19 protein-coding genes are annotated in these 23569 nt (G+C 69.1%); 11 read left to right on the top strand and 8 right to left on the bottom strand.

Translation table 11 applies throughout. The features are described 5' to 3' along the window. Positions 1 to 53: 53 nt before the first annotated feature. Entirely contained in the window at positions 54 to 764 is a 711-nt protein-coding gene (locus HNR73_RS08520; protein ID WP_239121957.1) for an acVLRF1 family peptidyl-tRNA hydrolase, read from the top strand. On the opposite strand, the gene HNR73_RS08515 is transcribed toward HNR73_RS08520, so the two are convergent. Further along, entirely contained in the window at positions 761 to 1504 is a 744-nt protein-coding gene (locus HNR73_RS08515) for a nucleotidyltransferase domain-containing protein (RefSeq protein ID WP_184786741.1), read from the bottom strand. The genes HNR73_RS08520 and HNR73_RS08515 overlap by 4 nt on opposite strands. Before the next feature lie 94 nt (positions 1505 to 1598). Between HNR73_RS08515 and HNR73_RS08510 the strand changes: the two genes are divergently transcribed. Next, entirely contained in the window at positions 1599 to 2186 is a 588-nt protein-coding gene (locus tag HNR73_RS08510) for a TIGR03086 family metal-binding protein (RefSeq protein WP_184786740.1), read from the top strand. 399 nt (positions 2187 to 2585) lie between these two features. Here the strand turns inward: HNR73_RS08510 and HNR73_RS08505 are convergent, their stop codons facing one another. Beyond that, complete coding sequence (locus tag HNR73_RS08505) at positions 2586 to 3299, bottom strand: M23 family metallopeptidase (RefSeq protein ID WP_184786739.1); 714 nt, start codon at positions 3297 to 3299, stop codon at positions 2586 to 2588. 336 nt (positions 3300 to 3635) lie between these two features. On the opposite strand from HNR73_RS08505, the gene HNR73_RS08500 reads away from it, so the two are divergent. Continuing rightward, positions 3636 to 5261, top strand: a complete 1626-nt coding sequence (locus HNR73_RS08500; RefSeq protein WP_184786738.1) for an ABC-F family ATP-binding cassette domain-containing protein — start codon at positions 3636 to 3638, stop codon at positions 5259 to 5261. Between the two features lie 495 nt (positions 5262 to 5756). Next, positions 5757 to 9005, top strand: coding sequence for a TIM-barrel domain-containing protein (locus HNR73_RS08495; RefSeq protein WP_184786737.1), 3249 nt, complete (start codon positions 5757 to 5759; stop codon positions 9003 to 9005). A 25-nt stretch (positions 9006 to 9030) separates the two neighbouring features. Here the strand turns inward: HNR73_RS08495 and HNR73_RS08490 are convergent, their stop codons facing one another. Together HNR73_RS08490 and HNR73_RS08485 are read right to left on the bottom strand one after the other, a co-directional pair. Next, positions 9031 to 9813, bottom strand: a complete 783-nt coding sequence (locus HNR73_RS08490; protein WP_184786736.1) for an endonuclease/exonuclease/phosphatase family protein — start codon at positions 9811 to 9813, stop codon at positions 9031 to 9033. Positions 9814 to 9830: 17 nt separating this feature from the next. Then, on the bottom strand, positions 9831 to 11168 hold the full coding sequence (locus HNR73_RS08485; protein WP_203685797.1) for a hypothetical protein: 1338 nt from the start codon (positions 11166 to 11168) through the stop codon (positions 9831 to 9833). Between the two features lie 135 nt (positions 11169 to 11303). Here HNR73_RS08485 and HNR73_RS08480 point away from each other — a divergent pair, with 135 nt between their 5' ends. From HNR73_RS08480 to HNR73_RS08470, 3 genes are all read left to right on the top strand, one after another. Beyond that, positions 11304 to 11531 (top strand): helix-turn-helix domain-containing protein, encoded by a 228-nt coding sequence (locus tag HNR73_RS08480; protein WP_184786735.1) that lies wholly within the window; start codon positions 11304 to 11306, stop codon positions 11529 to 11531. A 154-nt stretch (positions 11532 to 11685) separates the two neighbouring features. Beyond that, positions 11686 to 12444: an enoyl-CoA hydratase/isomerase family protein gene (locus HNR73_RS08475; RefSeq protein ID WP_184786734.1), complete on the top strand. Its 759-nt coding sequence runs from the start codon at positions 11686 to 11688 to the stop codon at positions 12442 to 12444. 129 nt (positions 12445 to 12573) lie between these two features. Further along, on the top strand, positions 12574 to 14478 hold the full coding sequence (locus HNR73_RS08470) for an ABC transporter ATP-binding protein (protein WP_184786933.1): 1905 nt from the start codon (positions 12574 to 12576) through the stop codon (positions 14476 to 14478). A gap of 56 nt (positions 14479 to 14534) precedes the next feature. On the opposite strand, the gene HNR73_RS08465 is transcribed toward HNR73_RS08470, so the two are convergent. From HNR73_RS08465 to HNR73_RS08455, 3 genes are all read right to left on the bottom strand, one after another. Further along, the gene (locus HNR73_RS08465) at positions 14535 to 15728 is read right to left on the bottom strand and encodes a hypothetical protein (RefSeq protein WP_203685799.1); all 1194 of its coding nucleotides are present in this window, start codon (positions 15726 to 15728) and stop codon (positions 14535 to 14537) included. Between the two features lie 81 nt (positions 15729 to 15809). Then, the gene (locus tag HNR73_RS08460; protein WP_184786733.1) at positions 15810 to 16940 is read right to left on the bottom strand and encodes an LVIVD repeat-containing protein; all 1131 of its coding nucleotides are present in this window, start codon (positions 16938 to 16940) and stop codon (positions 15810 to 15812) included. 79 nt (positions 16941 to 17019) lie between these two features. Next, positions 17020 to 17595: a TetR/AcrR family transcriptional regulator gene (locus tag HNR73_RS08455; RefSeq protein ID WP_184786732.1), complete on the bottom strand. Its 576-nt coding sequence runs from the start codon at positions 17593 to 17595 to the stop codon at positions 17020 to 17022. Positions 17596 to 17702: 107 nt separating this feature from the next. Here HNR73_RS08455 and HNR73_RS08450 point away from each other — a divergent pair, with 107 nt between their 5' ends. Genes HNR73_RS08450 through HNR73_RS08440 form a run of 3 tightly spaced genes read left to right on the top strand, consistent with a single transcriptional unit; the run spans position 17703 to position 19741 of the window. After that, positions 17703 to 18350, top strand: coding sequence for an HAD family hydrolase (locus tag HNR73_RS08450; protein ID WP_184786731.1), 648 nt, complete (start codon positions 17703 to 17705; stop codon positions 18348 to 18350). A 41-nt stretch (positions 18351 to 18391) separates the two neighbouring features. Next, positions 18392 to 18814 carry a VOC family protein gene (locus HNR73_RS08445; protein ID WP_184786730.1) on the top strand — a complete coding sequence of 141 codons (423 nt, stop codon included), beginning with the start codon at positions 18392 to 18394 and terminating at the stop codon, positions 18812 to 18814. 57 nt (positions 18815 to 18871) lie between these two features. Continuing rightward, complete coding sequence (locus HNR73_RS08440; RefSeq protein ID WP_184786729.1) at positions 18872 to 19741, top strand: carbon-nitrogen hydrolase family protein; 870 nt, start codon at positions 18872 to 18874, stop codon at positions 19739 to 19741. Positions 19742 to 19964: 223 nt separating this feature from the next. On the opposite strand, the gene HNR73_RS08435 is transcribed toward HNR73_RS08440, so the two are convergent. After that, a complete protein-coding gene (locus HNR73_RS08435) occupies positions 19965 to 20822 on the bottom strand; it encodes an alpha/beta hydrolase family protein (RefSeq protein ID WP_184786728.1) in 858 nt (285 codons plus the stop codon). Positions 20823 to 21084: 262 nt separating this feature from the next. Between HNR73_RS08435 and HNR73_RS08430 the strand changes: the two genes are divergently transcribed. Then, positions 21085 to 23520 carry a M4 family metallopeptidase gene (locus HNR73_RS08430; protein WP_184786727.1) on the top strand — a complete coding sequence of 812 codons (2436 nt, stop codon included), beginning with the start codon at positions 21085 to 21087 and terminating at the stop codon, positions 23518 to 23520. The last annotated feature ends 49 nt before the right edge of the window (positions 23521 to 23569 follow it).

Below are 23569 nucleotides of genomic sequence, written 5' to 3'. Positions count from 1 at the left end.
CGCTGAGCCGTACGACACGGCACCCGGCGAACAAGACAGAAAGGCGGTCGGCGATGTCGAACTCCCGGCCGGCCACCGGCGGCGGGCGCATGATCAGCGTGCCCCCCGAACGTCTCGTGCGCTGGCTCAACGGCTTCATCGGCCGCCACGGCCCCAGCGCGATCGAACAGAGCCTCGACGGCATCACCCTGACCGCCGCCGACGGCGCCGTCGCCGCCTGCGCCCTGCCCCTCGGCGAACGCTTCGAAGACGAGATCGAACCCGAGGCCCTCGTCGAGACCTTCGTCGAGCGCGCCTCGGCCGAACACCTCGTCGCCGTGCTCGTCGTCCGCAAGGGCGCCTTCGCGATGGGCGTCTTCCGCGGCGCCAAACTTCTGGCCTCCAAAGTGGACACCACCTACGTGCAGGGCCGCACCGCCGCGGGCGGCTGGTCCCAGCAGCGCTACGCCCGCCGCCGCGAGAAGCAGGCCAAGCAGGCGCTCAAGAAGGCCACCGACGCCGCCGCCCGCGTCCTCATGCCCTACCTCGGCGAGATCGAGTGCGTCGTGGCCGCCGGCGACCGCCGCACCGTCGCCGACGCGCTCGCCGACAAGCGGCTCGAAGCGTTGCGGCACAAGATGGTCCCGCTCGTCATGGACGTCGGCGAACCCCGCCTGGCGACGCTCAAGGACACCCCGCGGCAGTTCCGGGCCGTCCAGATCCACCTGACCGAGCCGGAGCCGGGTCCCGAAGCGGACGGCGAGAGCGAGGAGCTCGCGGACTAGGCGAGCAGGCGCTCGATGCCCCGCAGCATGAGGCCGCGAGCCAGTTCCGCCCGTTCGGCGCGTTCGGCCCCACTGAGGACGACCGTCTCGCCGCGGCGCCGGGCGGCGATCTGGGCGGCCAGTCCGGCCGGCACGTCGAAGTGGCCGAGGCGTTCGATGGCCTCGCGTTTGGTGATCAGGCGGCCTTCGGTGACCGTCGCCTCGACCCTGGCGAGGGTGATGAGGCCGAGGTCGACGTAGACGTCCTCCAGCCACGCCTCGCGCCGGTGGACCGCCTTCGACCAGTAGCCGCGCAGTTCGTCGAGCGCGGCGGCCCGGATGGCCGCGTCGTCCAGGCCTGGCAGGAGCCCGGCGGGTGGCGGACCGTGCACGACGATGCCGTCCTGCAGTACCTCGGCGCGGGCGATGCCGCTGACGGCACGGGAGTAGAGCTCCCCGTGACCCCAGTAGGGGTGCTCGCGGGTGAGATCGGCCGCGTCGTCTTTCAGGAGGTACGCGCAGTGCAGTTTCCCCGCGACCGCGTCGGCCTCGATGGCGGCCAGGTGAACGGCGGTGAGGCGATCCCGTGCGGCATCGTCGATGCCTCCGATGACGGCGAGTACATCGATGTCGCTGATCCCCGGCCGGTAGTCGCCGAAGGCCAGTGAGCCGCCCACATAGAGGCCAACGAGGTCGACGGCGTCGCGGATGCGCTCGGTGACGCGCGCGACGACCGGGACAGGGGTGAGACGTTGATCCATGGCCTCATCCTCCCGGTTCGCCCGAGCGTGTCGAAAACCGCGGGCCGGTTCCGACCAGGTGGTGAAACCGGAGCAACCCCAGGAGGAGACCGTCATGACCGTTCACGCCGACCACACCGCCGCCATCGACCTCGTCGCCCGTGCCCTCGACCAGGCCGGGGAGGTCCTCGCCGGGGTCGAGCCCGGCCAGGCCGCGCTGCCGACGCCGTGCGCGTCCTGGAACGTCCGCGACCTCGTCGAGCATCTCGTCGACGAGGTCGGTCAGTTCGCGGCCGTCACCGCCGGTGGGACCCGCGGTCCGAACCGTCCCCTCACCGGCGACGACTGGACGGCCGCCTACCGCGAGCAGGCGGACGCGCTCTTGGCCGCATGGCGCTCGCCGGGCGCCTTCGACCGTGTGATCGTGTTCCCCTTCGGGGAGCTGCCCGCCGCCTGGACCATCGACCAGCAGGTGGCGGAGCTGGTGATCCACGCGTGGGATCTCGCCAAGGCGAGCGGCCAGCCGACCGAGCTCGACCGCGAACTGGGGGAGCACGTGCTGGGATGGGCGCCGGGAGTCCTCACCGGTGAGGTGCGCGGGTCGGAGGCCGACGGAATGCACATCGGTCCGGAGGTCGCCGTGGACGCCGAGGCGCCCCTCTACGACCGTTTGGCGGCTTTGGGCGGTCGCGATCCGCGGTGACGGGGGAGTGGCGCGGCTTCCGGAGTGCCGGGCCCCATTTCTCGCGCGGACGCGGAATGAACCCGAAGCGCATATCGAAGTCCATCACTTTGTTGCGGCTCGGCGACTCCGTCACCGTGAGTAGAACGTTTCCGGGCGAACAATCACTTTGCGTGATCATGGAGCCTTCGGGATCGTCCCGCGTTTCCGCACAATGACGCGATCGAGTCCCCAGTGGATCGTCGAAACGGAGCGGCTTCCTTTCGCGACGATCACCAGAACAGTGCAGAATCGGTATCTGTTGATCGCAAACAGACGTATGACGCGCAAATACACTCCGCGCAAAGGATTGGCGGCGGCACCCGAGGGTGCCGCCGCCCATTCATTGTCGTCAGGGTCCAAAGAGGGGATTTCTCGTACTCAGAGGTCGACGCCGTGCTTCTTCAGGAAGGGGACCGGGTCGACGGGAGTTCCGTCGACGTGGACCTCGAAGTGCAGGTGCGGTCCGGTCACATCACCGGTCGAACCCGCCTGCCCGAGAACCTGGCCCGACTTCACCTTCTGACCGACCCGCACGTCGACGTTGGAGAAGTGCCCGTACAAGGTCTGGATCCCACCGCTGTGCTTGATGGTCACCGACAGGCCGTAACCGCCGTTCTCGCCCGCCTGGACGACGGTGCCGTCGAAGGCGGCGTAGTTGTCCTCGCCCTCGTCGGCGGCGAAGTCCGTGCCGTCGTGCTGCACACCGGCGCGCCAGGCGCGCGGCCCGAAGACGTCACTGATCAGCGCCTTCGAGGGCAGAGTCCAGTGCGGCTTGGCCGCCTCCTCTTCCTTCTTCTTCTCCTCGGCGGCCTTGCGCTCGGCCGCCTCCTTCTCCTCCTGCTCCTTGGCCGCCTTGTCGACGGCCTGGTCGGAGGCGTTGTCCAAGCCCCGCTCCTTGTCGCGGGTGACCTGGTCTTCGAGGTCGCGTGTGCTGTCGATCGCGGCTGTGGGGTAGCCGTTGTCCACACTGTCGTCGCCGGCCGTGGCCACGTTGTACCCGGTGAGAACGACCGCCGCGCACATCAGCGCGGCGAACGCGACCCGGGGGGCCTGGAGGCGAGCCTTGGGGGTGAGGCGGAGTGAACCGCGCAACTTCCTTGCGAGGTGTTTGCGATCAAAAGACATAACCCGCTGAACCTAGCGACCACGCAGCGCAGCGAACCGGACACGAAGTCGGCTTCGGGTCGAGACCCGGCATCAAAGGGCCGCACGCAGGAGTTTCTCGGTCCGGACGGACCGTTCACCTCCTCCTCCCGGTGGACGTTGGTGGCACCTTCAGCGCTTTGGTTACACTCGACGCATGCTCCGCCGTTGCGAAGACTGACCGACCCCAGCCGACCGTCATCCCGTGTTGAGCCCTGCTCCACGCGGTCGGCAGATGTCTCGCGTCCACGGTCAGTCCCATTCGTCCGAAAGTGAGCACTTTCCATGATCTCCGTCACCGGCCTCGAACTGCGGGCCGGCGCCCGCATCCTCCTCGAAGACGTCAGCCTGCGCGTGCAGCCCGGCGACCGCATCGGCCTCGTCGGCCGCAACGGCGCCGGCAAGACCACGACGCTCAAGGCGATGGCGGGGGAGGGCACGCCCTACGCGGGCTCCTTCGAGCGGCGCGGCCCCTTCGGCTACCTCCCGCAGGACCCGCGCACCGGCGACCTCAGCGTCTCCGCCCGCGACCGCGTCCTGTCCGCCCGCGGCCTCGACACCCTCATGGCCGACATGAAGAAGGCCGAGACCGCGCTCGCCGAGGTCGTCGACGACGCCGAGCGCGACAAGCTCCTGCGCAGGTACGGCAACCTCGAAGACCGCTTCGCCGCGATCGGCGGTTACGCGGCGGAGTCGCAGGCCGCGCGGATCTGCGCCAACCTCGGCCTGCCCGACCGGATCCTCGCGCAGGCACTGTCGACCCTGTCGGGTGGTCAGCGCCGCCGCGTCGAGCTGGCGCGGATCCTGTTCGCCGACACCGCCGACGGTGAGGGCACGCTCCTGCTCGACGAGCCCACCAACCACCTCGACGCCGACTCCATCACCTGGCTGCGGGACTTCCTCGCCGGTCACAAGGGCGGGCTGATCGTGATCAGCCACGACGGCGACCTGCTCCAGGCCGTGGTCAACAAGGTCTGGTACCTCGACGCCAACCGGTCCACCGTCGACATCTACAACGTCGGGTGGAAGAAGTACCTGGAGCAGCGTGAGGCCGACGAGCACCGCCGCCGCCGCGAACGGGCCAACGCCGAGAAGAAGGCCTCGGCGCTGACCGCGCAGGCCGAGAAGATGCGTGCGAAGGCGACGAAGGCCGTCGCGGCCCAGAACATGCTGCGCAGGGCCGAGCGTCTCACCGCCGGACTGGAGGACGTGCGCGTCGCCGATCGCGTGGCCAAGGTCCGTCTGCCCCAGCCGGCGCCGTGCGGGAAGACACCGCTGACGGCGGAAGGGCTGTCGAAGTCCTACGGGTCGCTGGAGATCTTCATGGACGTCGACCTGGCCGTCGACCGGGGCTCGCGGGTGGTGATCCTGGGCCTCAACGGTGCCGGTAAGACGACGCTGCTGCGCATGCTCGCGGGGCTGCTCGAACCCGACACCGGCGAGGTGATCCCCGGGCACGGCCTGCGGATCGGGTACTACGCGCAGGAGCACGAGACCCTCGACGTCGACCGGACGGTGCTGGAACTCATGCGCTCGGCCGCGTCGACCTCCGGGAGCGACCTGCCGGACACCGAACTGCGGAAGATCCTCGGCGCGTTCCTGTTCACCGGGGACGACGTGGACAAGCCCGCGGGCGTGCTGTCCGGTGGCGAGAAGACGCGACTGGCGCTGTCGACGCTGGTGTGCTCCGGCGCGAACGTGCTGCTGCTCGACGAGCCGACGAACAACCTCGACCCCGCCAGCCGTGAGCAGGTGCTCGACGCGATCGGGCGTTTCCCGGGCGCGATCGTGCTGGTCACCCACGACCCGGGCGCCGTGGCGGCACTGCGGCCCGAGCGGGCGATCATCCTGCCGGACGGGGTGGAGGACACGTGGAGCGAGGACCTGCTGGAGCTGGTGGAACTGGCTTGAGGGGCCGGGGCCGGAATGGGGCCGGGTTCGGCGAGGGCTGAGGCCGGGTTACGGGCTGGGCCTCGGGCTCGGGGCGGCTCCGGAGCTCGGGTGGCCCGGTGGCTGAGAGCGCTGAGCCTGCGTGCTGAGCTGGGAGAATGAGTTGATGAGGGCCGGGCGGCTTTGCTGCCCGGCCCTCATCGTGTTTCGCCGGGAAGTGTCCGGACGATAAGCCTAAGTTATGTCCGCCAACAGTTTCGGACGGGAAGCCAACTACAGGTCAAGACCGCGACGGCGAACTGCGGCTCGCGCCACCCGGCCGCACCATGGCGGGTGCCGCCGGCCCACCCCCGCCACCCGCTCCCTGCGCGTTCGGTCCCGACCGCGCACGCTTTCACGCCGTCGCACGCCGCGATCGCGCGTGGTCGCTGCGCGGTCCTAGGCGCCTCGCCGTTCCCGCGATACAACCGTTCCGACATGAACCCTCGTTCGATGACGTGGAAACGGTGGTCTCCCATGGCACTCTTACTCCGCGAGCGTGGCCGGCGCCCGCATCGGCGTCGCCGTTCGGCGGCGCGTCTCTTCCGTACCGCTCGTGGCCTCAACGCCGCCCGTGCCGTGGCCGCGGCGGCTCTGGTGGTCGTCTTGGCCGTCCCGGCGGCGGTCGCGGCGGCCGAGCCTCCCGGTGACGGGCAGCTCGGCGACGTCACCGGCTTCTCGGCCGACGGCGCGGTCTTCACCTTCTCCAGCGGTACGGCCAAGGCCCGTGTGGCCTTCGACCTCGACGATCAGTTCCGGCTCCAGGTGGCGCCGGACGGTGTGTTCACCGACCCGGCGAACACCCCACCGCAGGATCCTTCGGCGCCGTCGGCGAACATCGTGATCAAGACGGACTACCCGGCACCCGCGGCGTCCCATACCGAGACGGACGACGCGTACGTCCTGGCCACGGCGTCGGTGCGGGTCGTGGCGCACAAGAGTCCGCTGACCTTCGAGGTCTTCCGTTCCGACGGCACTCCGGTGTGGCGTGAGACCTCGCCGGTGTCGTGGGCGGCGGGGGACGGCGGGTGGCGCACCACCCAGCATCTGGCGCGCGGGCCGCGGGAGCAGTTCTTCGGCGGCGGCATGCAGAACGGGCGCTTCAGTCACCGCGGTGAGACGATCCGCATCACCAACCCGGACGGCTGGGAGGACGGCGACGTCCCCAACGCCTCGCCGTATTACATGAGCACGGCCGGGTACGGGGTCCTGCGCAACACGTTCGCCTCGGGTGAGTACTCCTTCGGGGAGCCCTTGTCGACCACTCATGACGAGGATCGTTTCGACGCGTACTTCTTCGTCGGGGACCTGAAGACCTCGCTGGACCGGTACACGGCCTTGACGGGCCGGCCGATGATGCCGCCGGTCTACGGGATGGAGCTGGGCGACGCCGACTGCTACCTGCACAACGCCAACCGGGGCGAGCGCACCCCGGAGGACGCGGTGGCGGTGGCGCAGGGCTATGTGGACAACGACATGCCGCGTGGCTGGATGCTGGTCAACGACGGTTACGGCTGTGGTTACGAGCGCCTGGACTGGATGGGTGATGAGCTGCGCGAACGCGATATCCAGCTGGGTCTGTGGACCGAGGACGGTCTGCCGGATCAGGAGTACGAGGTGGGCACGGCGGGGCTGCGGGTCCGCAAGCTGGACGTGGCGTGGGTTGGTGACGGTTATCGTCACGCGCTGAGTGGTTGCGAGGAGGCACACGGCGGTATTGAGGACTACTCCGACGCTCGCGGTTATTCATGGACGGTGGCGGGCTGGGCCGGTACGCAGCGGTGTGCGGTTCAGTGGACCGGGGACCATGCGGGGTCGCTCGACGCGATCCGGTGGCAGATCCCGGCGATCCACGGTTCGGGCCTGTCGGGTATCGCCTACAGCGCGGGCGACATCGACGGGATCTTCGGTGGTTCGGCCGAGTCGTACGTGCGCGACCTGCAGTGGAAGGCGTTCACTCCGGCGTTGATGAGCATGTCGGGCTGGGCGGCGTCGGACAAGCAGCCGTGGGCCTACGGCGAGCCGTACACCGACATCAACCGTGATTACCTGCGGCTTCGGGAGCGGTTGCTGCCCTACCTGTACACCTATGCGGCCGAGGCGCATGAGACGGGCGCGCCGATCAACCGTTCGCTGGTGCTGGAGTATCCCGACGACCCGAACACGTGGGGCGAGAAGGCGGCCTATGAGTTCTTGGCCGGTGAGGACTTCCTGGTGGCGCCGGTGTACGAGCGTGGGTCGACGCGTGACGGGATCTATCTGCCGGAGGGCACGTGGGTCGATTACTGGAGTGGCCGGCTGTACGAGGGTCCGGTGACGGTGGACGGTTATCACGCGCCGCTGGATCGGTTGCCGTTGTTTGTGAGGGCCGGTGCGATCGTGCCGATGTGGCCGGAGGGGACGAACAACCACGCCGACGTCGATTCCGGTGATCGCTTGACGCTGGACGTCTATCCGCGTGGCGACAGTGAGTTCGTGTTGTACGAGGACGATGGTCTGACCAGGCGGTACGCGGGCGGCGAGAGTTCTCGGCAGTTGTTCGAGGTGTCGGCTCCGGAGTCGGGCCGTGGGACGGTGACGGCGACGATCGGTGCGGTGTCGGGGTCTTTCGAGGGTCAGGCGGGTTCGCGGCCCTATGAGCTGACGATGCACACGGGCGATGCTCCGGTGCTGGCGCAGTTCGGGCGTTCGGTGCTCAAGCGGTACACGGATCGGGAGGCCTATGAGGCGGCGTCGACGGGGTGGTTCTTCGGCGACGGTGTCGCGCGGGTGAAGACTCCGTCGGTCGGTGCGGCGAAGTCGGCGACGGTGACGTTGCGGGGTGCGAGTGCCGTCGGCGGTGCCCACCCCGAGGCCGACGCGGTGTCGACGCGGGTGGAGTTCCCCGACTTCGCGCCGGGTGGGCAGGAGCTGACCGCGAGGGTCTCGTTCACCAACGAGACCGGCGGGACTCTGCGCGGGGTGCGGTTGGGGCTCGACCTGCCGGAAGGCTGGACGTCGAGCCCGGGGACGCGGACGCTGCCGAAGGTGCGCGACGGTGAGACCGTGACCGCGGGGTTCACCGTGGTGCCCGGGGACACCCCTGGAGTGTCCACGGTGGTCGCGGAGGCCGAGTACTCGGCGCGGTTGCGCGAACGCCGTGTGGAGTCGTCTGTGGACACGCTGGTGCCGTTCGCGGGCTTGTCGGCGGCGGTGAACAACACCGGGGTCTCCGATGACGCCGACACCACCGCGGCGAACCTGGACGGCGGCGGGTCGAGCTTCTCGGCGCAGGCCCTGGCCGCGGCCGGTCTGGTGCCGGGGGAGGAGTTCGCCTTCGGTGGTGCGACCTTCACGTGGCCGTCGTCGGCGGGCGGCGGGAGCGCCGACAACGTGACCGGTGCCGGCCAGTCGGTTCTGGTGTCCGGTTCGGGTTCGAAGCTGGCGTTGCTGGCGACGGGCACGGGCCAGAACGCGGGTGGTCCGCTGACCGTGCGCTACACCGACGGGACGAGCGAGACGCTGTCGATGTCGGTGCCGAACTGGTGCTGTCTGCCGACCGGGGACACGCAGGTGGCGGTGCGGGTGAAGGGTAAGAACACCGCGGCGGGGCCGGGTCAGTATCCGACGGTCGAGTACCGGATCTACTACCTGCCCTTCGAGGTCGATCCGGCCAGGACCGTGCAGGCGATCACCTTGCCAGACAACGCGACGGTGCACGTGTTCGCGGTGGCGGTCGGGTGGTGACGGCCGGTTCGTGATCGGAGTGGTCTCACCGGGGGTGCGGTTCGGTGCTCCCGGTGAGACGCAGGTCGACGGCGAGGGGGCGATGGTCGGAGGCGCTGGTGCGGGGGATGGTGGTGGAGACGGCGGCGTATTCGGGGGTGGCGAAGACGTAGTCGATGCGGCGGACGGGCCACATGGACGGGAAGGTTCCGCCGGGGGCGCGGGCGAGGAGCCAGGTCAGCCAGCGGGGTCCGGTGTGGACGGTGGCCCAGCCGTCGTTGAGGACGTCGCGGACGGGTATGAGTTCGGAGCGTCCGGGTGGGGCGTTGAAGTCGCCGGTGAGGATGAGCGGTGCGGGGGTCTCGGTGCGGACGGTGGTGATGAGTTCGCCGATGACGGCGAGCTGGCGGGCGCGTCCGGCGCCGTCCCAGGGGAGGTGGTTGAGGTGGGTGTTGACGATGTGGAGGGGCCCGTCGGGGGTGTCGAGGAGGGCGTGGAGGGCGCCGCGGTCTTCTTCGGTGTCGCGGGTGGGGAGGGTGATGAATCGGTGGGTGAGGACGGGGAAGCGGGTGAGGACGGCGATGCCGTAGCCGCCGTTTTCCCGGGGGATGGTGGGGCCGAAGAGGGGTGTGGCGCCGAGGGCTTCGGCGAGTTCGGCGGGTTGGTCGGCCCAGTTGGAGCGTTCGCCGTAGTGGGCGTCGGCTTCTTGGAGGCCGGTGATGTCGGGCTTGAGTGCGGTGAGTGCGGTGGTGATGCGGTCGAGGCTGGGGCGTTTTCGGATGTCGGTGCCGTGGTGGATGTTGTAGGTGGCGACGCGGAGGCTGGACATAGGCGCAGGTTAGCGGGCTACCAGGGGGAGAGGAGGACGGCTTCGACGATTATGCCGGTGGCGGCGCCGGTGGCGGCGAGGAGCAGGGGCAGGCGTCCTGGTGGGCCGCCGGGTGTGGCGGGTGCGGTGGCGGCGAGGGTGAGCCAGGGGAAGAGGGGGAGCCAGGCGTGTTCGACGCCTCCGCGGGTGAGGCCGGCGGCGATGGAGAAGATGACGGCGGCGGTGGCGCCGATGAGGAAGGGCCAGCCGGGGGTGTTGCGCATTTTTCGGGCGCTGGCGACGATCGCGGGTCCGGTGACGATGATGAGGACGACGAGGCTGAGGGCCGCCCACCAGAGGCCGGGGCGTTGGTATTCGATGCGGTTGGTGTAGTCGTGGTAGGCCATGCGCAGGCCGGTCATCCAGTTGAAGCCGATGAGCTGGGCGAGGAGTAGGGGGGTGAGGGCGCCCAGGCCGGTGGCGATGTTGTGGAAGGGGCGGCGGCGGGCGAAGTTGAGGAAGACCAGGGACAGGCCCATCCAGGCGGCGGCGTAGGAGAACATCGTGGCGGCGCCGAGGAGGAGGCCGGCGGTGAGGGCCCAGGTGATGGCGGGGATGCCGCGGGTGGTGCGGCGGCTGGCGTGGGCGCCTGCGGCCATGGTGGCGGCGAGGATGGTGGCGGTGATGCCGTCCATGCTCACGGCGACCCAGATGGCGTAGGGGGCGAGGATGAGGAGGGGGGCGTAGCGGCGGGCGGCGGGTTCGCCGACGGCGTTCTTGGCGGTGATGAGGGTGAGGGGGACGGTGAGTGTGGACAGTGCGGTGAGGGTGATGCCGAGTCCGAGGCCGGTGCCGAGGAGGGGTGTGAGCAGGGCGAGGAGGAGGAGTGGGCCGGGTGGGTGGCCGACGGAGGCGGCGGTGAGTTGGTCGTCGAGGCTGGTGAAGGTGGCGAGGAAGTCGCCTGGTCCGTCCACGTTGGAGAGGTTGGGGAGGTAGCCGTCGGTGCCGGCGAGGGGGTTGCGGAGGCCGTCTTTGCCGTCGAGGAGGGCGAGGGCGAGGGTCCAGGCGAGGGCGGAGATGTAGGCCAGGCCGAGGATCGCGGGCCAGCGGACGCGGGTGAGTCGGGGGCGTGACGCGGTGTAGACGACGGCGGCGGCGATGAGGGGGGCCAGAATGCTCTCCGGCTTGATTGCAATTCGGTAACGGCCGAAGAAGGGGGCGGCGGCTGTTCCGAGGTCGTCGGCGTAGGCCACGGCGAGGGCTGCGGTGAGTAGGCCGATGAGTACCAATCCGAGCCAGATCGCCAGGTCACGAAGCTGGGCGCCGGTCTGTTCGCGTATTGGGTGTAGGGAACGTTCGCCCGGTCCGGTCGTCACGGGCTCATACGGTATCGGGTTGCCGACAAGGACCGTGTATGGGTTGGGTGGAAATCTAATACTGGCGCATGATCGCCGGGCGCGGTCTAATAGGTGAGACCGTCAACCGCTCACCGTGAGTTGTGAGGGAAAGAAATGGCAGCCACCGACACCAGCACTACCAACGACAAAGGACGCCGGATCGTCGGCGCGGAGCGTGCGACGCTTGCTCGAAACCTGGTACAGCGTTACAGCCAAGGTGAAAGCATTCGTGCGCTGGCGTCTGCGACCGGTAGGTCGTACGGGTTCGTGCACCGTGTGCTGACCGAGTCGGGTGTCCAACTGCGTCAGCGCGGCGGTGCCCGCCGTCGCAAGCAGGCGTAGCCCGATAGCACACGGTACGGTCTGGTGTCAGTCGACGTGCACTTCCGGGGTTTTCCCCAGTGGCAACGTGGGGCGTTCTTTTTGGTTCCTTGTTTTTCCGCCGTCGTTACATGTCGGCGCATAAAACCGGGTTCTATTACGGGGGAGGCTACGTGTGACTGAGATCGAGGCCGTTCGTTTCACCGTGGACGGGCCGGTAGCGCGAGTTGAGCTCTACCGGCCCGCGTCGCTCAACGCGCAGACCCCGCGGATGTGGGATCGCCTGCGTGAGATCGGGCGTGAGCTGCGCGGTGATGTGCGGTGTGTGGTGGTGACCGGTGCGGGTCCGTCGTTTTCGGCGGGCCTCGACCGTGCGGTGCTGGCCGGTGGACTGGCCAAGGAGCTGGTCGCGATGCCCGGTGAAGAGGGCGATGCGCGCATCGGTGAGTTCCAGGAGGCGTTCTCCTGGCTTCGGCGGCCCGACCTGTTGAGTGTCGCGGTGGTACGGGGGCATGCGATCGGGGCGGGGCTGCAGCTGGCCTTGGCCTGCGATTTTCGGGTGCTGAGCGTGGACGCGAAGTTGCGGATGCCCGAGGTGAGTCTCGGGTTGGTGCCCGATCTGGGCGGGACGAAGCGCCTGGTCGAGCTGGTGGGCTATGGCCGTGCGCTGGAGTTGTGCCTGACGAGTCGTGCCGTCGGTGCCGGTGAGGCGACCGCGATGGGGCTGGCGACGCTGGCCGTCGAGGACGCCGAGTTGGAGGGCACCGCCGAGGACCTGGTGGCGGCGTTGCTGTCGGCGCCGCGTTCGGCGGCGATCGAAGCCAAGGCGTTGCTGCTGGGTGCGGTGACGGCGAGTCCCGCCGAGCAGCTGGCCGCCGAGCGGGCCGCGCAGCTGCGGCTGCTCGCCGAGTTGACCGGTGAGGCTCGAAGCTAGGGTCGTGTCCATTCACACCCTTCACTTTCACCGAAATATTTCGACGCCTTTCGAAATTGTCACGGGGGACGACTCACCTCAAAGGTTGGAACAACTGTGGCGATGATGGGCGGACGCGGATTCCCGATGATGGTGCGGCATGACCGCAGCAAAGTCGACGGGGTCAAGCTCTCCAAGGGGACGATGCGGCGAATCCTGCGTTTCGCCGCGCCCTACCGCGGCAAGATCACGATCTTCCTGGCGACCGTCGTGCTGTCGTCGAGCATCGGTGTGGCCACGCCCGTGCTGGCCGGTGACGTCATCAACGCCATCACCGGTGGCGGGTCGGCCTCGGCGGTGGCGCGCATCGCGGTGATCATCGCGATCCTCGCCGTCATCGACGGGGGACTGTCCCTGGTGGACAGGTGGTTCTCGGCGCGAATCGGTGAGGGCATCATCTTCGACCTGCGTCGCGGGATCTTCGGCCATGTTCAGCGCATGCCGTTGCAGTTCTTCACCCGCACCCAGACCGGGGCGCTGGTGTCACGGCTCAACAACGACATCATCGGCGCGCAGCGGGCTTTCACCACGACGCTGTCGGGCGTGGCCAGCAACACCATCGCGGTGTCGCTGACGCTGGCGGTCATGTTCAGCCAGAGCTGGCAGATCACGCTGATCTCCCTGGTGCTGCTGCCGGTGTTCGTGTTCCCCGCGCGCTACTTCGGGCGCAAACTGGCCGCCTTGACCAAGGAGAGCTTCGACCTCAACGCCGGCATGAACGCCCAGATGACCGAACGCTTCGGTGTCGGAGGCGCACTGCTGGTCAAACTCTTCGGGAGCCCCGCCAAGGAGGCCGAGGCCTTCGCCTCGCGCGCCGGGCGGGTCCGCGACATCGGTGTCACCTCGGCGATGTACGCGCGGATCTTCTTCGTCGCCTTGACCGTCACCGCCGGTCTCACCCAGGCGCTCACCTATGGACTTGGCGGGTGGCTCGCGTTCAACCAGGCCATCTCCGCCGGGACCGTGGTGACCCTCGCGCTGCTCCTCACGCGCCTCTACGGGCCGCTGACGGCGTTGTCGAACGTCCGCGTCGACGTGATGAGCGCCCTGGTGAGTTTCCAGCGCGTTTTCGAGATCCTCGACCTCGACCCGCCCATCAAGGACGCCCCCGACGCCGTCGACGTATCGCGCGGTGCCGGGCGGGTGGAGTTCCGTGACGTCCACTTCCGCTACCCCTCGGCGTCGGAGGTGTCCCTGGCCTCCCTGGAGGACGTCGCCACCCTCGACCAGTCCCGCAACGAGCCCGTCCTCAACGGCGTCACCTTCACCGTCGAACCCGGCCAGCTCGTCGCCCTCGTCGGCCCCTCCGGCGCGGGCAAGACCACCACGTCGATGCTCGTCCCGCGCATCTACGACGTCACCGAAGGCGCCGTCCTCGTCGGCGGCGTCGACGTCCGCCACGCCACCGCCGCCTCACTGCGCGCCGAGATCGGTGTGGTCACCCAAGACGCCCACCTCTTCCACGACACCATCCGCGCCAACATGGCCTACGGACTCGACGACGTCGCCGACGACCGCCTGTGGGAGGCCCTCGAACGCGCCCAGATCGCGCCCCTCGTGCGCGGCCTCCCCGACGGCCTCGACACCGTCGTCGGCGAGCGCGGCTATCGCTTCTCCGGTGGTGAGAAGCAGCGTTTGGCGATCGCGCGGTTGTTGTTGCGGTCTCCGGGTGTGGTGATCCTCGACGAGGCCACGGCCCATCTCGATTCGGAGTCGGAGGCGGCGGTGCAGACCGCGTTGGCCGAAGCCCTCGCCGGTCGCACGGCCCTGGTCATCGCTCATCGCCTGTCGACGGTCCGTGATGCCGATCAGATCATCGTTTTGGCCCGGGGCGAGGTCGCCGAGCGTGGGACGCATGATGAGCTCGTCGCCGTCGGCGGGATCTACGCCGACCTGTATCGCACCCAGTTCGCGCGCACTGATTCCCCCGCGCGGCCGGAGGATCCCGATCCGCTCACGGTCGCCGCTCCGGGTGCCTCGGCGGTCGAGCTGTAGGAAGCGGACCGCGGCGGTGGTGGTCCACCGCCGCGGTCCGTGTCAGGTTCGGGTCGTCACAGGCTCGATGCGCGGGTCGCCCAGACGTAGCGCTTGCCGGGGTACTCGCTCAGCGACCACATCATGTCGCGTGGCCCGTCGTAGGAGACGTCCTCGCAACCGATGGGGAGGGTGTCGTAGGCGATGTTGACCGTGCCGGCCGGGGGCTTCCATTTGATGCGGTCGCCGGCGTTGCCTTCGCCGTCGCTGGTCGACACGTGGAAGGTTCCGTTGACGGCGGTGGCGCCCTGCATGCTCGTGAAGTTCACCAGGTGCGCCTCATTGGCGCGGGCGTAGCCGTCGGATCCGGTGACCAGCAGCCTGTTGGTGTAGTCGATGGGGACCCGTGCGAGGCGGGTGCCCGTGCCGGGGCTGGCGTATTCGGCGATGACGAGACTGTCGGGCGTGCTCGTCCGGTCGAGGGACACCGCCGAGAAGCGCAGCTTGGCGTAGCCGCCGGTGGCGCTGTGGGTGTAGGCGGCGGTCTGTGGGAGGACGTAGGCGTAGTTGTAGGCGTGGTAGGTGCCGTCGGACTGGCGGCCGATCTTCGACTCGTCGCCGGTGGACACCTGCCAGAGGTGGTCGAGGTCGAAGACTCGCAGGCCGTTGAAGGTGTCGGCGACGTAGAGCATGTTGCCGTACCAGGCGATGCCGCCGGCGTGGATCCGCACGGGCGCGAAGCTCGGTTGCCCGCCGACCGTCGTGGGCTCGACGAGGAGGATGTGCCGGTAGTTGGGCGTGACCGGGTCGGAGAGGTCGACGACGGTGATCCGTACGCCTTTGTCGGTGCCGGTGGAGGCTGTGCTGTACCAGCTGGCCAGCAGTACCCGTCGGTCCTCATAGGTTCCGGCGCCCAGCGCGTCGGCGCTGGTGGTGATGCCCTGTGGCATCCATTCGGCGGTTCCGGCGTCGCCGGGGTTCCAGCAGAACGACGCCACCCGGTGTTGCGCCGGGGCGCTGCAGGCCGTGGCGGTGCGGTTGCCGGAGTCGACGACGGTTTGCGTCGACACGTTCGGCAGGGCCGCGTCGAGACCGGAGATCAGTGAGGCCGGGGTGCGGGACAGGCTGAAGCGGAAGTTGTTCGCCGTCAGTACCGAGGAGATCGACGGGTCGGCCGAGGCCGGGACCGGGGCGGTGATCGACGCGAGTGCCGTCGCGGCGATCGTGAGCAGGGCGGCTAAGCCGCGGCGGGGGATAGAGGCGGTGGTCATGGGCACCTCCGTGTGCTCGTGGGGTGACTGTGGAGGTTAACCGGGCGGGGCACATATTCGATACAACCGGCCCAATGGGGTTCAACCGGCGCTGATCGCGTAGACGAAGCGCTGTCCGGGATGTTCGCTGAGTGACCAGAGCCGTTTGTCGGGTCCCCAGTAGGAGAGGTCTTCGGGGCCGGGCGGGAACACGTCGTGTTCGGTGACGGTCTTGCCGCCCGGGGTCCAGGAGGAGAGGTCTCCGCCGTTGCCGTCGCCGTCGCTGGTGGCGAAGAGGTAGCGGTCGCCGACGTGGGCGACGCCCTGCATGCTCCCGATCCCGACGACGTGGATCTGTTCGCAGCGGACGAAACCGTCGTCGCCGCGCGCGGGCATGCCCTCGGAGCCCAGGGGGATGCGCGCCAGGCGGGTCCCGTCGCCGGGTTCGGCGAACTCACCGGCGAGCAGCGCGTCCGGGCCGCCGGTGCGGTCCACCGACAGGAACGAGAAGCGCAGGCCGGGTTCACCGTCGTCGGTGGAGTGGCGGAACAGTCCCGACTGGCCGAGGACGTAGGCGTAGCCGTAGCCCTGGTAGGTCCCGTCGGGCTGGAGGCCGAGGAGTTCGGGGGAGTCGCCGTCGACGCGCCAGATGTGGGAGAGGTCGAACACGCGGATCCCGCGCCAGGTGTCGGCGACGTAGAGACGGTCGCCGTACCAGGCAAGGCCTCCGGCGTGGATGCGGATCGGGGTGAAACTCGCGCCGTGGTCACCGTGGGTGGGAGCGGCGAGGATGACGTGGCGGTAGACGGGCGCGGCGGGGTCGGCGACGTCGATGAAGGTGATCCGCGCGCCCTTGTCCTCTTCGCCGCCCGAGGCGGTGTCGTACCAGGAGGTGATGAGGACCTCGCGGCCCTGGTAGGAGCCGTCGGCGGTGGCGTCGGCGCTGGTGGTGATGCCCTGTGGCATCCATTTGCGGGTCGCCGCGTCGTCGTCGTTCCAGCAGAAGGACACTTCGCGGCGCTCCACCGGTGCTTCGCAGGCCCGGCCGGAGCGGTTGGCGCCGTCGAGGACGCCGCCGACCGAGGCGTTGGGCAGCTTCTCGTCGAGTTCGCCGAGCAGTTTCGGGTCGGCGGGTTCGTAGGAGAACTTGTAGCGGCCGGGTTTCGGTGCGGCGGCGTGGGCGGGGGAGGGGGTCTGCGCGATGAACGCGCCACACGTTACGGCGAAGAGCACCAGTATGGTGACATTCCACAATCTATGCGACACAGTTCCACAATGTAGTGTCGATCATGGACTCGGCGGGGGTGAACCGTCAGCTCCGGCGGCGCACCGCTTCCTCGATGAGACCGAGGATCGGCTCGATGTCCTTGGCGTCGCGGCCCATCGCCAGATGCAGCACGAGGCCGTCGTAGGCGAGTTCGAGGAACTGCTGGATGACCTCGATGGGGCGGTCGGCGCGCAGGACCCCGGCCTCGCGCTGGCGTTCGAGGCGCATCCGGGTGGCCTCGGCGATGGCCGCCGAGCGTTGTTCCCAGCGGGCGGCGAACTCCGGGTCGGTGCGCAGGCGGCGGGAGACTTCGAGCTGGCTGCCGAGCCAGCCGGCGGTCTCGGGTTCGTGGGCGCGTTCGGCGAGGTCGCGCATGACCTGGACGAGGCCGTTGTCGGCGACGGTCTCGACCATGGTGGCGGCGTCGTCTTCGGCGACGGCGAGGAAGAGGGAGTCCTTGTCGCGGAAGTGGTGGAAGATGGCGCCGCGGGACAGGCCGATCTCCTGTTCGAGGCGGCGGACGGTGGCGCCTTCGTAGCCGAAGCGGGCGAAGCAGGTGCGTGCGCCGGCCAGGATCTGGCGGCGTCTGGCGTCCAGATGGTCTTGACTCACCCTCGGCACAGTTGCGTTCCCCTCCCGCCGTCGACCCGTGTCGTAGATCGTTCCACTAAGTGGACACCGATGCAATCCGTACGTACGACTTGCCCACCGTCTGTCAGCCTCGCGGCGTGACCTTGCTGCTGATCGACCTCGATAACACCCTCATCGACCGGGACGCGGCCTTCCGGACGGGTGTGCGCGAACTGCTGGTGGCGCACGCTCTGCCGGTGGGCGACGTCGACTGGGTGATGGAGGTCGACGCCTCAGGCTATACGCCGCGTCCGACGGTCGCGGCCGCCGTGGCGGCGCGGTACCGGGAGACGGGACTCGGGCGTGACGAGATCCTGGAAATGTTGTTCCAGGGGGCGCGCGAGCACGCCCGGATCACGTCCGGGACACGGGCGGCGCTGATCGCGGCGGCCGGGGCCGGGCACCGGGTCGTGATCGTCACCAACGGGATGGTCGGACAGCAGGAGGCCAAGATCCGCAACGCCGGGCTCGACGCGCTCGTCGACGGCTGGGTCGTCAGCGAGGGCGTCGGTGTCAAGAAGCCCGCGCCCGGGATCTTCCGCGCGGCCGCCGACCTGGTCGGCGCGTCACTCGACGGTGCCTGGGTGATCGGCGACCGCGACGACGCCGACATCGCCGGAGCGCACGCGCTGGGTCTGTCGAGCGTGTGGCTGAGCCTGGGGCGGGACTGGACGATCACCGAGTTCGCGCCGACGGCGACGGCCCGGACCGTGGCGGAGGCCGTCGGGAAGGCCGTCGCCGGGTGACAATGGGGGCCGGCCCGTACACGCCTTCGGGAAGGACCGCAGTGAACTGGACCCTGGAAGTCGTCATCCTGCCCGTGTCCGACATCGACCGCGCGAAAGAGTTCTACACCGAACGTCTCGGCTTCGTCCTCGACCACGACTCCCACTTCGGCGACGCCGGCCGCGTCGTGCAGGTGACCCCGCCCGGTTCGGGCTGCTCGGTGGTGTTCGGTTCCGGTCCGGGCCTGCCCGAGATGGAGCCCGGTTCGATCAAGGGCGTTCAGCTCGTCGTCAACGACATCCGCGCCGCGCACGCCGAACTCACCGCACGCGGTGTCGACGTCAGTCCGGTGCAGATCGCCGCCCCGGAGGGCTTCCGGTCGGCGGAGGAGTCGGACACCGAGCTGAACAACGTGGGTTTCGTGAGCTTCGCCGACCCCGACGGCAACGAGTGGGCGGTGCAGGAGATCAGTGGGCGGCCGTAGGCGCCTCGACCGCGCCGGTCTCAGGAAGGTCCCGGCCGGCCGTGTCATCATCGGCTCATGACTGCAGATGAGCGACTTCCGCAAGCTCCGGTGACGGACCTGCGGGTGGCCGCGGCGCAGGCCGCGTCGGTTCCCGGTGACCTCGTCGCGAACGTGGCCAAGGCCGCCGACTTCGTCGACCGCGCCGACAACGAGGGCGCCGACCTCGTCGTGTTCGGTGAGTTGTACCTGCCCGGGTATCACCCCGAGAGCCTGGCCGCCGATCCCGATGGCTGCGACGTCGAGGCCGACGGCGAGGGCCTGGTCGCCGATCCGCGGCTCGACCCCTTGCGGCAGATCGTCCAGCATCACCACGTCAGCGTCCTCATCGGTGCCAGCGTGCGGCGAGCCGGGAAACGCCACATCTCGCAGCTGCTGGTCGACAAGTACGGCCTGGTCCACGACGCCTACCACAAGCAGCAGGTGTGGGACGAGGAGCGACGGCTGTTCACCGCCGGCACCGACGGTGGTTCGGTCCTGCTCGGCGACTGGCACCTCGGGCTCGGGATCTGTTACGACGCCTGCTTCCCCGAGCACGCCCGCGCGGCGGCCGTCGACGGGGCGCACGCCTACGTCGTGGGCGGCGCCTACCTGGCCGGCGGGGGACACCGGCGCGACCTGTACCACGCGGCCCGCGCGCTGGACAACACCTTCTACACCGTCTTCGCCGGCGCGGTCGGTGGGGAAGACCCGTGGCGTTTCGGGGGAGGCAGCGCGATCTACGACCCGGAAGGGCAGGTCCTGGCCCACGTCGATGAGGACACCGAAGGTCTCGCCGTCGCCGACCTCGACCCGCAGCGACTGTCCGAGACCCGCGCGGAGCACACGATGCTCGTCGACCGCCCGGGAGATCTCGGTGGCCGGAACGTGACGAAGGCACCCATGTAGGGCGGGATTCGAACCTGATTTTTGGGGCGGCTCACGGTCGCCCCAAACCATCTACTCAGGTTCGGATGATAACCCTAGATTATGTCCACATCGGCGCGGAAACCGACACGACGAAAGCAAAGACCAGCCACAAAAAGGCGTCCCGGCGAGTTGATCTTGCCAGAGGGGGAGACCGGAGCCGTGTCGCGGCGAGGGACGGCCCCACGCGGGCCGTCGTTTGCTTTTACAGGGCGGCGGCGAACTTGGCCACGCGTGCGGCCAGGGGGGCGGCCGCGCGGGCCCACAGGAAGTGGTCGAGTCGCGCACCGGCCTCGCCGGTGGTGTAGTGATGCGCCGCGACGTTCGTCCCGGTGAACTTCGCGACCAGGTGGTCGATCGTCACCGGCGGCGTGAACTGGTCGTCGTCGACGGTGATCGCCTGCACCGGCACCCGGACACCGGCCAGCCCCAGGTCGGGATCACGCCCGTCGACGGACACGAACCGCCCCTTGTGCACGGTGTGGGCCCAGTCGCGGATCACGCCGTGCGTCTGGCGGCCGGCGAAACCCGCGCCCGGCCAGTGGCCCAGGACCTTCGCGGTGGTCCGCAGCGTCGTGGCCATCGTGTGCACCATCGGCCCGCGCCACCCGTACAGCGCGTGGTAGGGGATCCCGCACGCCACCAGTGTCAGCCCCCGGACCGGCGACTCCGGCGCACCGGCCAGATACAGGCTCGCGACGTGACCGCCGAGGCTGTGCCCGAGCAGCATCAGCGGGCGCTGACCGTCGGGGCCGAGGAAACCGTGATCGACCAGGTGGTCGATCACGACGGGCACGTCGGAGACGAGTTCGGCGTAGCCGTAGCGCTGGTCGCGGGACGCCCGCGGGGTGCTGGAACCGGTACCGCGCAGGTCGGCGACGGCGACGTTGAGGCCCTGCTCGGTGAGATCGGCGGCGAAGCGGCGGTAGTAGCCGGCCGGGACGCCCATCGCGGGCAGGACCAGCACGGCCGGGCCCTCGCCGGGGGAGGGGTGGCGGTGGACGCCGAGACGCTGCCCCTCGTGGGGGATGTAGTCCTGGACGTAGGCCTGGGCTTCGGTCACGACCGCAATCCTACCGGCGGGTAACGAGTCGGCCCAGGCCGCCGCCGCCCGAGCGGCGGTATGACAATCGTTCCCGGCAGCGATCTGGGATCACGCGCGTGAGCTGCGGTAACACTGCCGTGACCATGGACTTAACGAACGTTCGGTATTCGCTGACTCACGTACCGCTGTCGATCATTGACACATTGGTGCCTTTCCGACACATTGCGGTGTTACCGGCCCGCTGTCCGGGTCGGCACTCCAATGAAGGAGACGGTCCAATATGAGACGCCTGCTCGTGGCGACCGCCGCGCTCGGATTGTGCGCCGGGGTCGCCTTAACCTCGGGCACCGCCCACGCCGACCCGAACCCGGTTCTCCCCTCCTCGCAAGCCGACGTGCTGGCCGTCGCGGCCCACTCCGCCGACGCCTACGTCAACTCCCGTGCCGCCGAACTGTTCGTCAGTCCGGCCGACACCTTCACCCGAGTCAAGGCCGAACACTCCCTCGGCCTCAACTTCATCTCCTACGGCCGCAGTCACGCCGGCATCCCCGTGGTCGGCGGCGACTTCGTGGTCGTGACCAACGACGTCGGCACCGTGGAGTACACCTCCGTCGCGCAGACCTCGACCCTCAAGGTCGACACCGACGCGAAGCTCTCGGCCCGCGAAGGCACCGCCAAAGGCGCCGACGCCAAAGCCCGCCTGGTCGTCTTCGCCCACGGTGAGCGGCCCGCGCTGGCCTGGGAGAGCGTCGTGTCGGGCACCGACGACGAGGGCGCGCCGATCCTGCGCTTCGTCTACGCCGACGCCGACTCCGGGGCGAAGCTGGCCTCCTATGACCTGGCGATGGCCGGGACGGGCAACACGTACTACAACGGCCGCGGTGGCCAGGTGCCTTTCGGGACGACCTCTTCGGGTGGCTCCTATGTGATGCGCGACCCGGCCCGTCCGGGTGTCTCGTGCGCGCAGCAGGGTGGTCAGCCCTACACCGACGCCGACGACGTGTGGGGCAACAGCACCGGCACGAACCTGGTGACGGCCTGCGTCGACGCGATGTACGCGCTCGGCCAGGAGTGGGACATGCTCTCGGGCTGGCTTGGCCGCAACGGCATCAACGGTTCCGGCTCGGGCTACCCGATGTACGTGGGCCTCAACCAGGTCAACGCGTTCTGGAACGGCAGCTCGGCCACGTTCGGGCACTCCCAGGACAACCAGCGCCAGCTGACGCCGCTCGACATCGTGGCGCACGAGCTCGGACACGGGATCTTCCAGACGACGCCGGGCGGTTCCAGCGGCGGTAACGAGACCGGTGGTCTCAACGAGGGCACCGGGGACATCTTCGGCGCGCTGACCGAGTGGTGGGACAACCAGCCCAACGCCGAGCCGAACGACCCGCCGGACTACCTGGTCGGTGAGGAGGGCGGTCTGCTGTCTCCCGGCACGCCGATCCGCAACATGCCCAACCCGGGTGCCGAAGGCGACCCGAACTGCTGGTCGACGTCGATTCCGAGCACCGAGGTGCACGCGGCGGCCGGTCCGATCAACCACTGGTTCTACCTCACCGCCGAGGGCACGACCGCCGGTGGCGCGGGCAAGCCGGGCAGCACGACGTGCAACGGCACCACGATCCCGAGCGGTATCGGCGTCGATGACGCCGGCCGGATCTGGATGGGCGCGCTGAACGGGAAGAACTCGTCGTGGACCTACGCGCAGGCGCGTCGTGCGGCGCTGAACTTCGCGGCGACCTCGCCGGTCTTCGCGACCTGCACCGAGTACGACGTGGCCAAGGCCGCGTTCAACGGTGTGAGCGTGCCCGGCACGACCGACCCGGTGTGCAACAAGACCCCGACCCGCGACTGGGACCTGGGCGTCACCCCGGCGAGCGGGAGTGTGGCTCCCGGTGGGACGGCGACGGCGACGGTGTCGACGACGACGTTGTCGGGTGCGGCGCAGAACGTGAACCTGAGCGCGTCGGTTTCCCCGGTGGACGCGACGGTGACGGCGTCGGTGTCGCCTTCGTCGGTGACGTCGGGTGCTTCGGCGACGTTGACGGTGACGACCACCGCGGCGACGCCGCAGCGGGTGTACACGGTGACGGTGACCGGTGTTGGTGTGACGGGTACGAAGTCGAAGACCTACGCGCTGACGGTGACCGACGGTACGGGTCCGACGGTGGTGTTCGAGGACGACTTCACCACGAACAAGAGCTGGACGCGGAACTACGCGGGTACCGATACGGCGACCTTGGGTCTGTTCGAGCGTGGTGACCCGGCGGCGACGAGTTACTCGGGTACGACCTTGCAGCGCGCGGACTGCGCGAGTGAGACGCAGTGTCTGGTGACGGGTGCGACGGCCGGTGCCGATGCGGGTGCGAACGATGTCGACGGTGGTCGTACGTCGATCACGTCGCCGGCGATCGTGGTTCCGGCGGGTAAGCCGGCGACGGTGTCGCTGTCGTACTACCTGGCGCACTTGAACAACTCAAGTTCGGCCGACGGGCTGACGGTGACGATCAGCGCGACCGGTGTGGCGACGAAGACGGTGTTGACGGTGGCCGGTGCGGCGACGAACCGCGCGGGTGCGTGGGCGTCGTTGTCGGCGGTGAGCATCAATGAGTTCGCCGGTACGACGATCCGGATCACGGTGGCGGTGACCGACGCTTCGACGGGCAGTCTCGTCGAGGGCGCGGTGGACAACGTCCGGGTGGTCTCGGGCTGACTTTTCTCCCTTCCCGCGATCACCGGGTGCCCGCTTCGGCGGGCGCCCG

It is taken from the genome of Phytomonospora endophytica, from assembly GCF_014202425.1.
Lineage (GTDB): Bacteria > Actinomycetota > Actinomycetes > Mycobacteriales > Micromonosporaceae > Phytomonospora > Phytomonospora endophytica.
The sequence above is the reverse complement of the archived record's forward strand: the minus strand, read 5'-3'. Positions and strand labels throughout refer to the sequence as shown.

Excerpts from the sequence above, each read along its gene's own strand:
- HNR73_RS08510 (WP_184786740.1), top strand. The coding sequence starts at position 1,599 with ATGACCGTTCACGCCGACCACACCGCCGCCATCGACCTCGTCGCCCGT.
- HNR73_RS08490 (WP_184786736.1), bottom strand. The coding sequence starts at position 9,813 with ATGTCCAGCCTCCGCGTCGCCACCTACAACATCCACCACGGCACCGAC.
- HNR73_RS08495 (WP_184786737.1), top strand. The coding sequence starts at position 5,757 with ATGGCACTCTTACTCCGCGAGCGTGGCCGGCGCCCGCATCGGCGTCGC.
- HNR73_RS08500 (WP_184786738.1), top strand. The coding sequence starts at position 3,636 with ATGATCTCCGTCACCGGCCTCGAACTGCGGGCCGGCGCCCGCATCCTC.
- HNR73_RS08515 (WP_184786741.1), bottom strand. The coding sequence starts at position 1,504 with ATGGATCAACGTCTCACCCCTGTCCCGGTCGTCGCGCGCGTCACCGAG.
- HNR73_RS08465 (WP_203685799.1), bottom strand. The coding sequence starts at position 15,728 with ATGACCACCGCCTCTATCCCCCGCCGCGGCTTAGCCGCCCTGCTCACG.
- HNR73_RS08430 (WP_184786727.1), top strand. The coding sequence starts at position 21,085 with ATGAGACGCCTGCTCGTGGCGACCGCCGCGCTCGGATTGTGCGCCGGG.
- HNR73_RS08480 (WP_184786735.1), top strand. The coding sequence starts at position 11,304 with ATGGCAGCCACCGACACCAGCACTACCAACGACAAAGGACGCCGGATC.
- HNR73_RS08470 (WP_184786933.1), top strand. The coding sequence starts at position 12,574 with ATGGTGCGGCATGACCGCAGCAAAGTCGACGGGGTCAAGCTCTCCAAG.
- HNR73_RS08440 (WP_184786729.1), top strand. The coding sequence starts at position 18,872 with ATGACTGCAGATGAGCGACTTCCGCAAGCTCCGGTGACGGACCTGCGG.
- HNR73_RS08520 (WP_239121957.1), top strand. The coding sequence starts at position 54 with ATGTCGAACTCCCGGCCGGCCACCGGCGGCGGGCGCATGATCAGCGTG.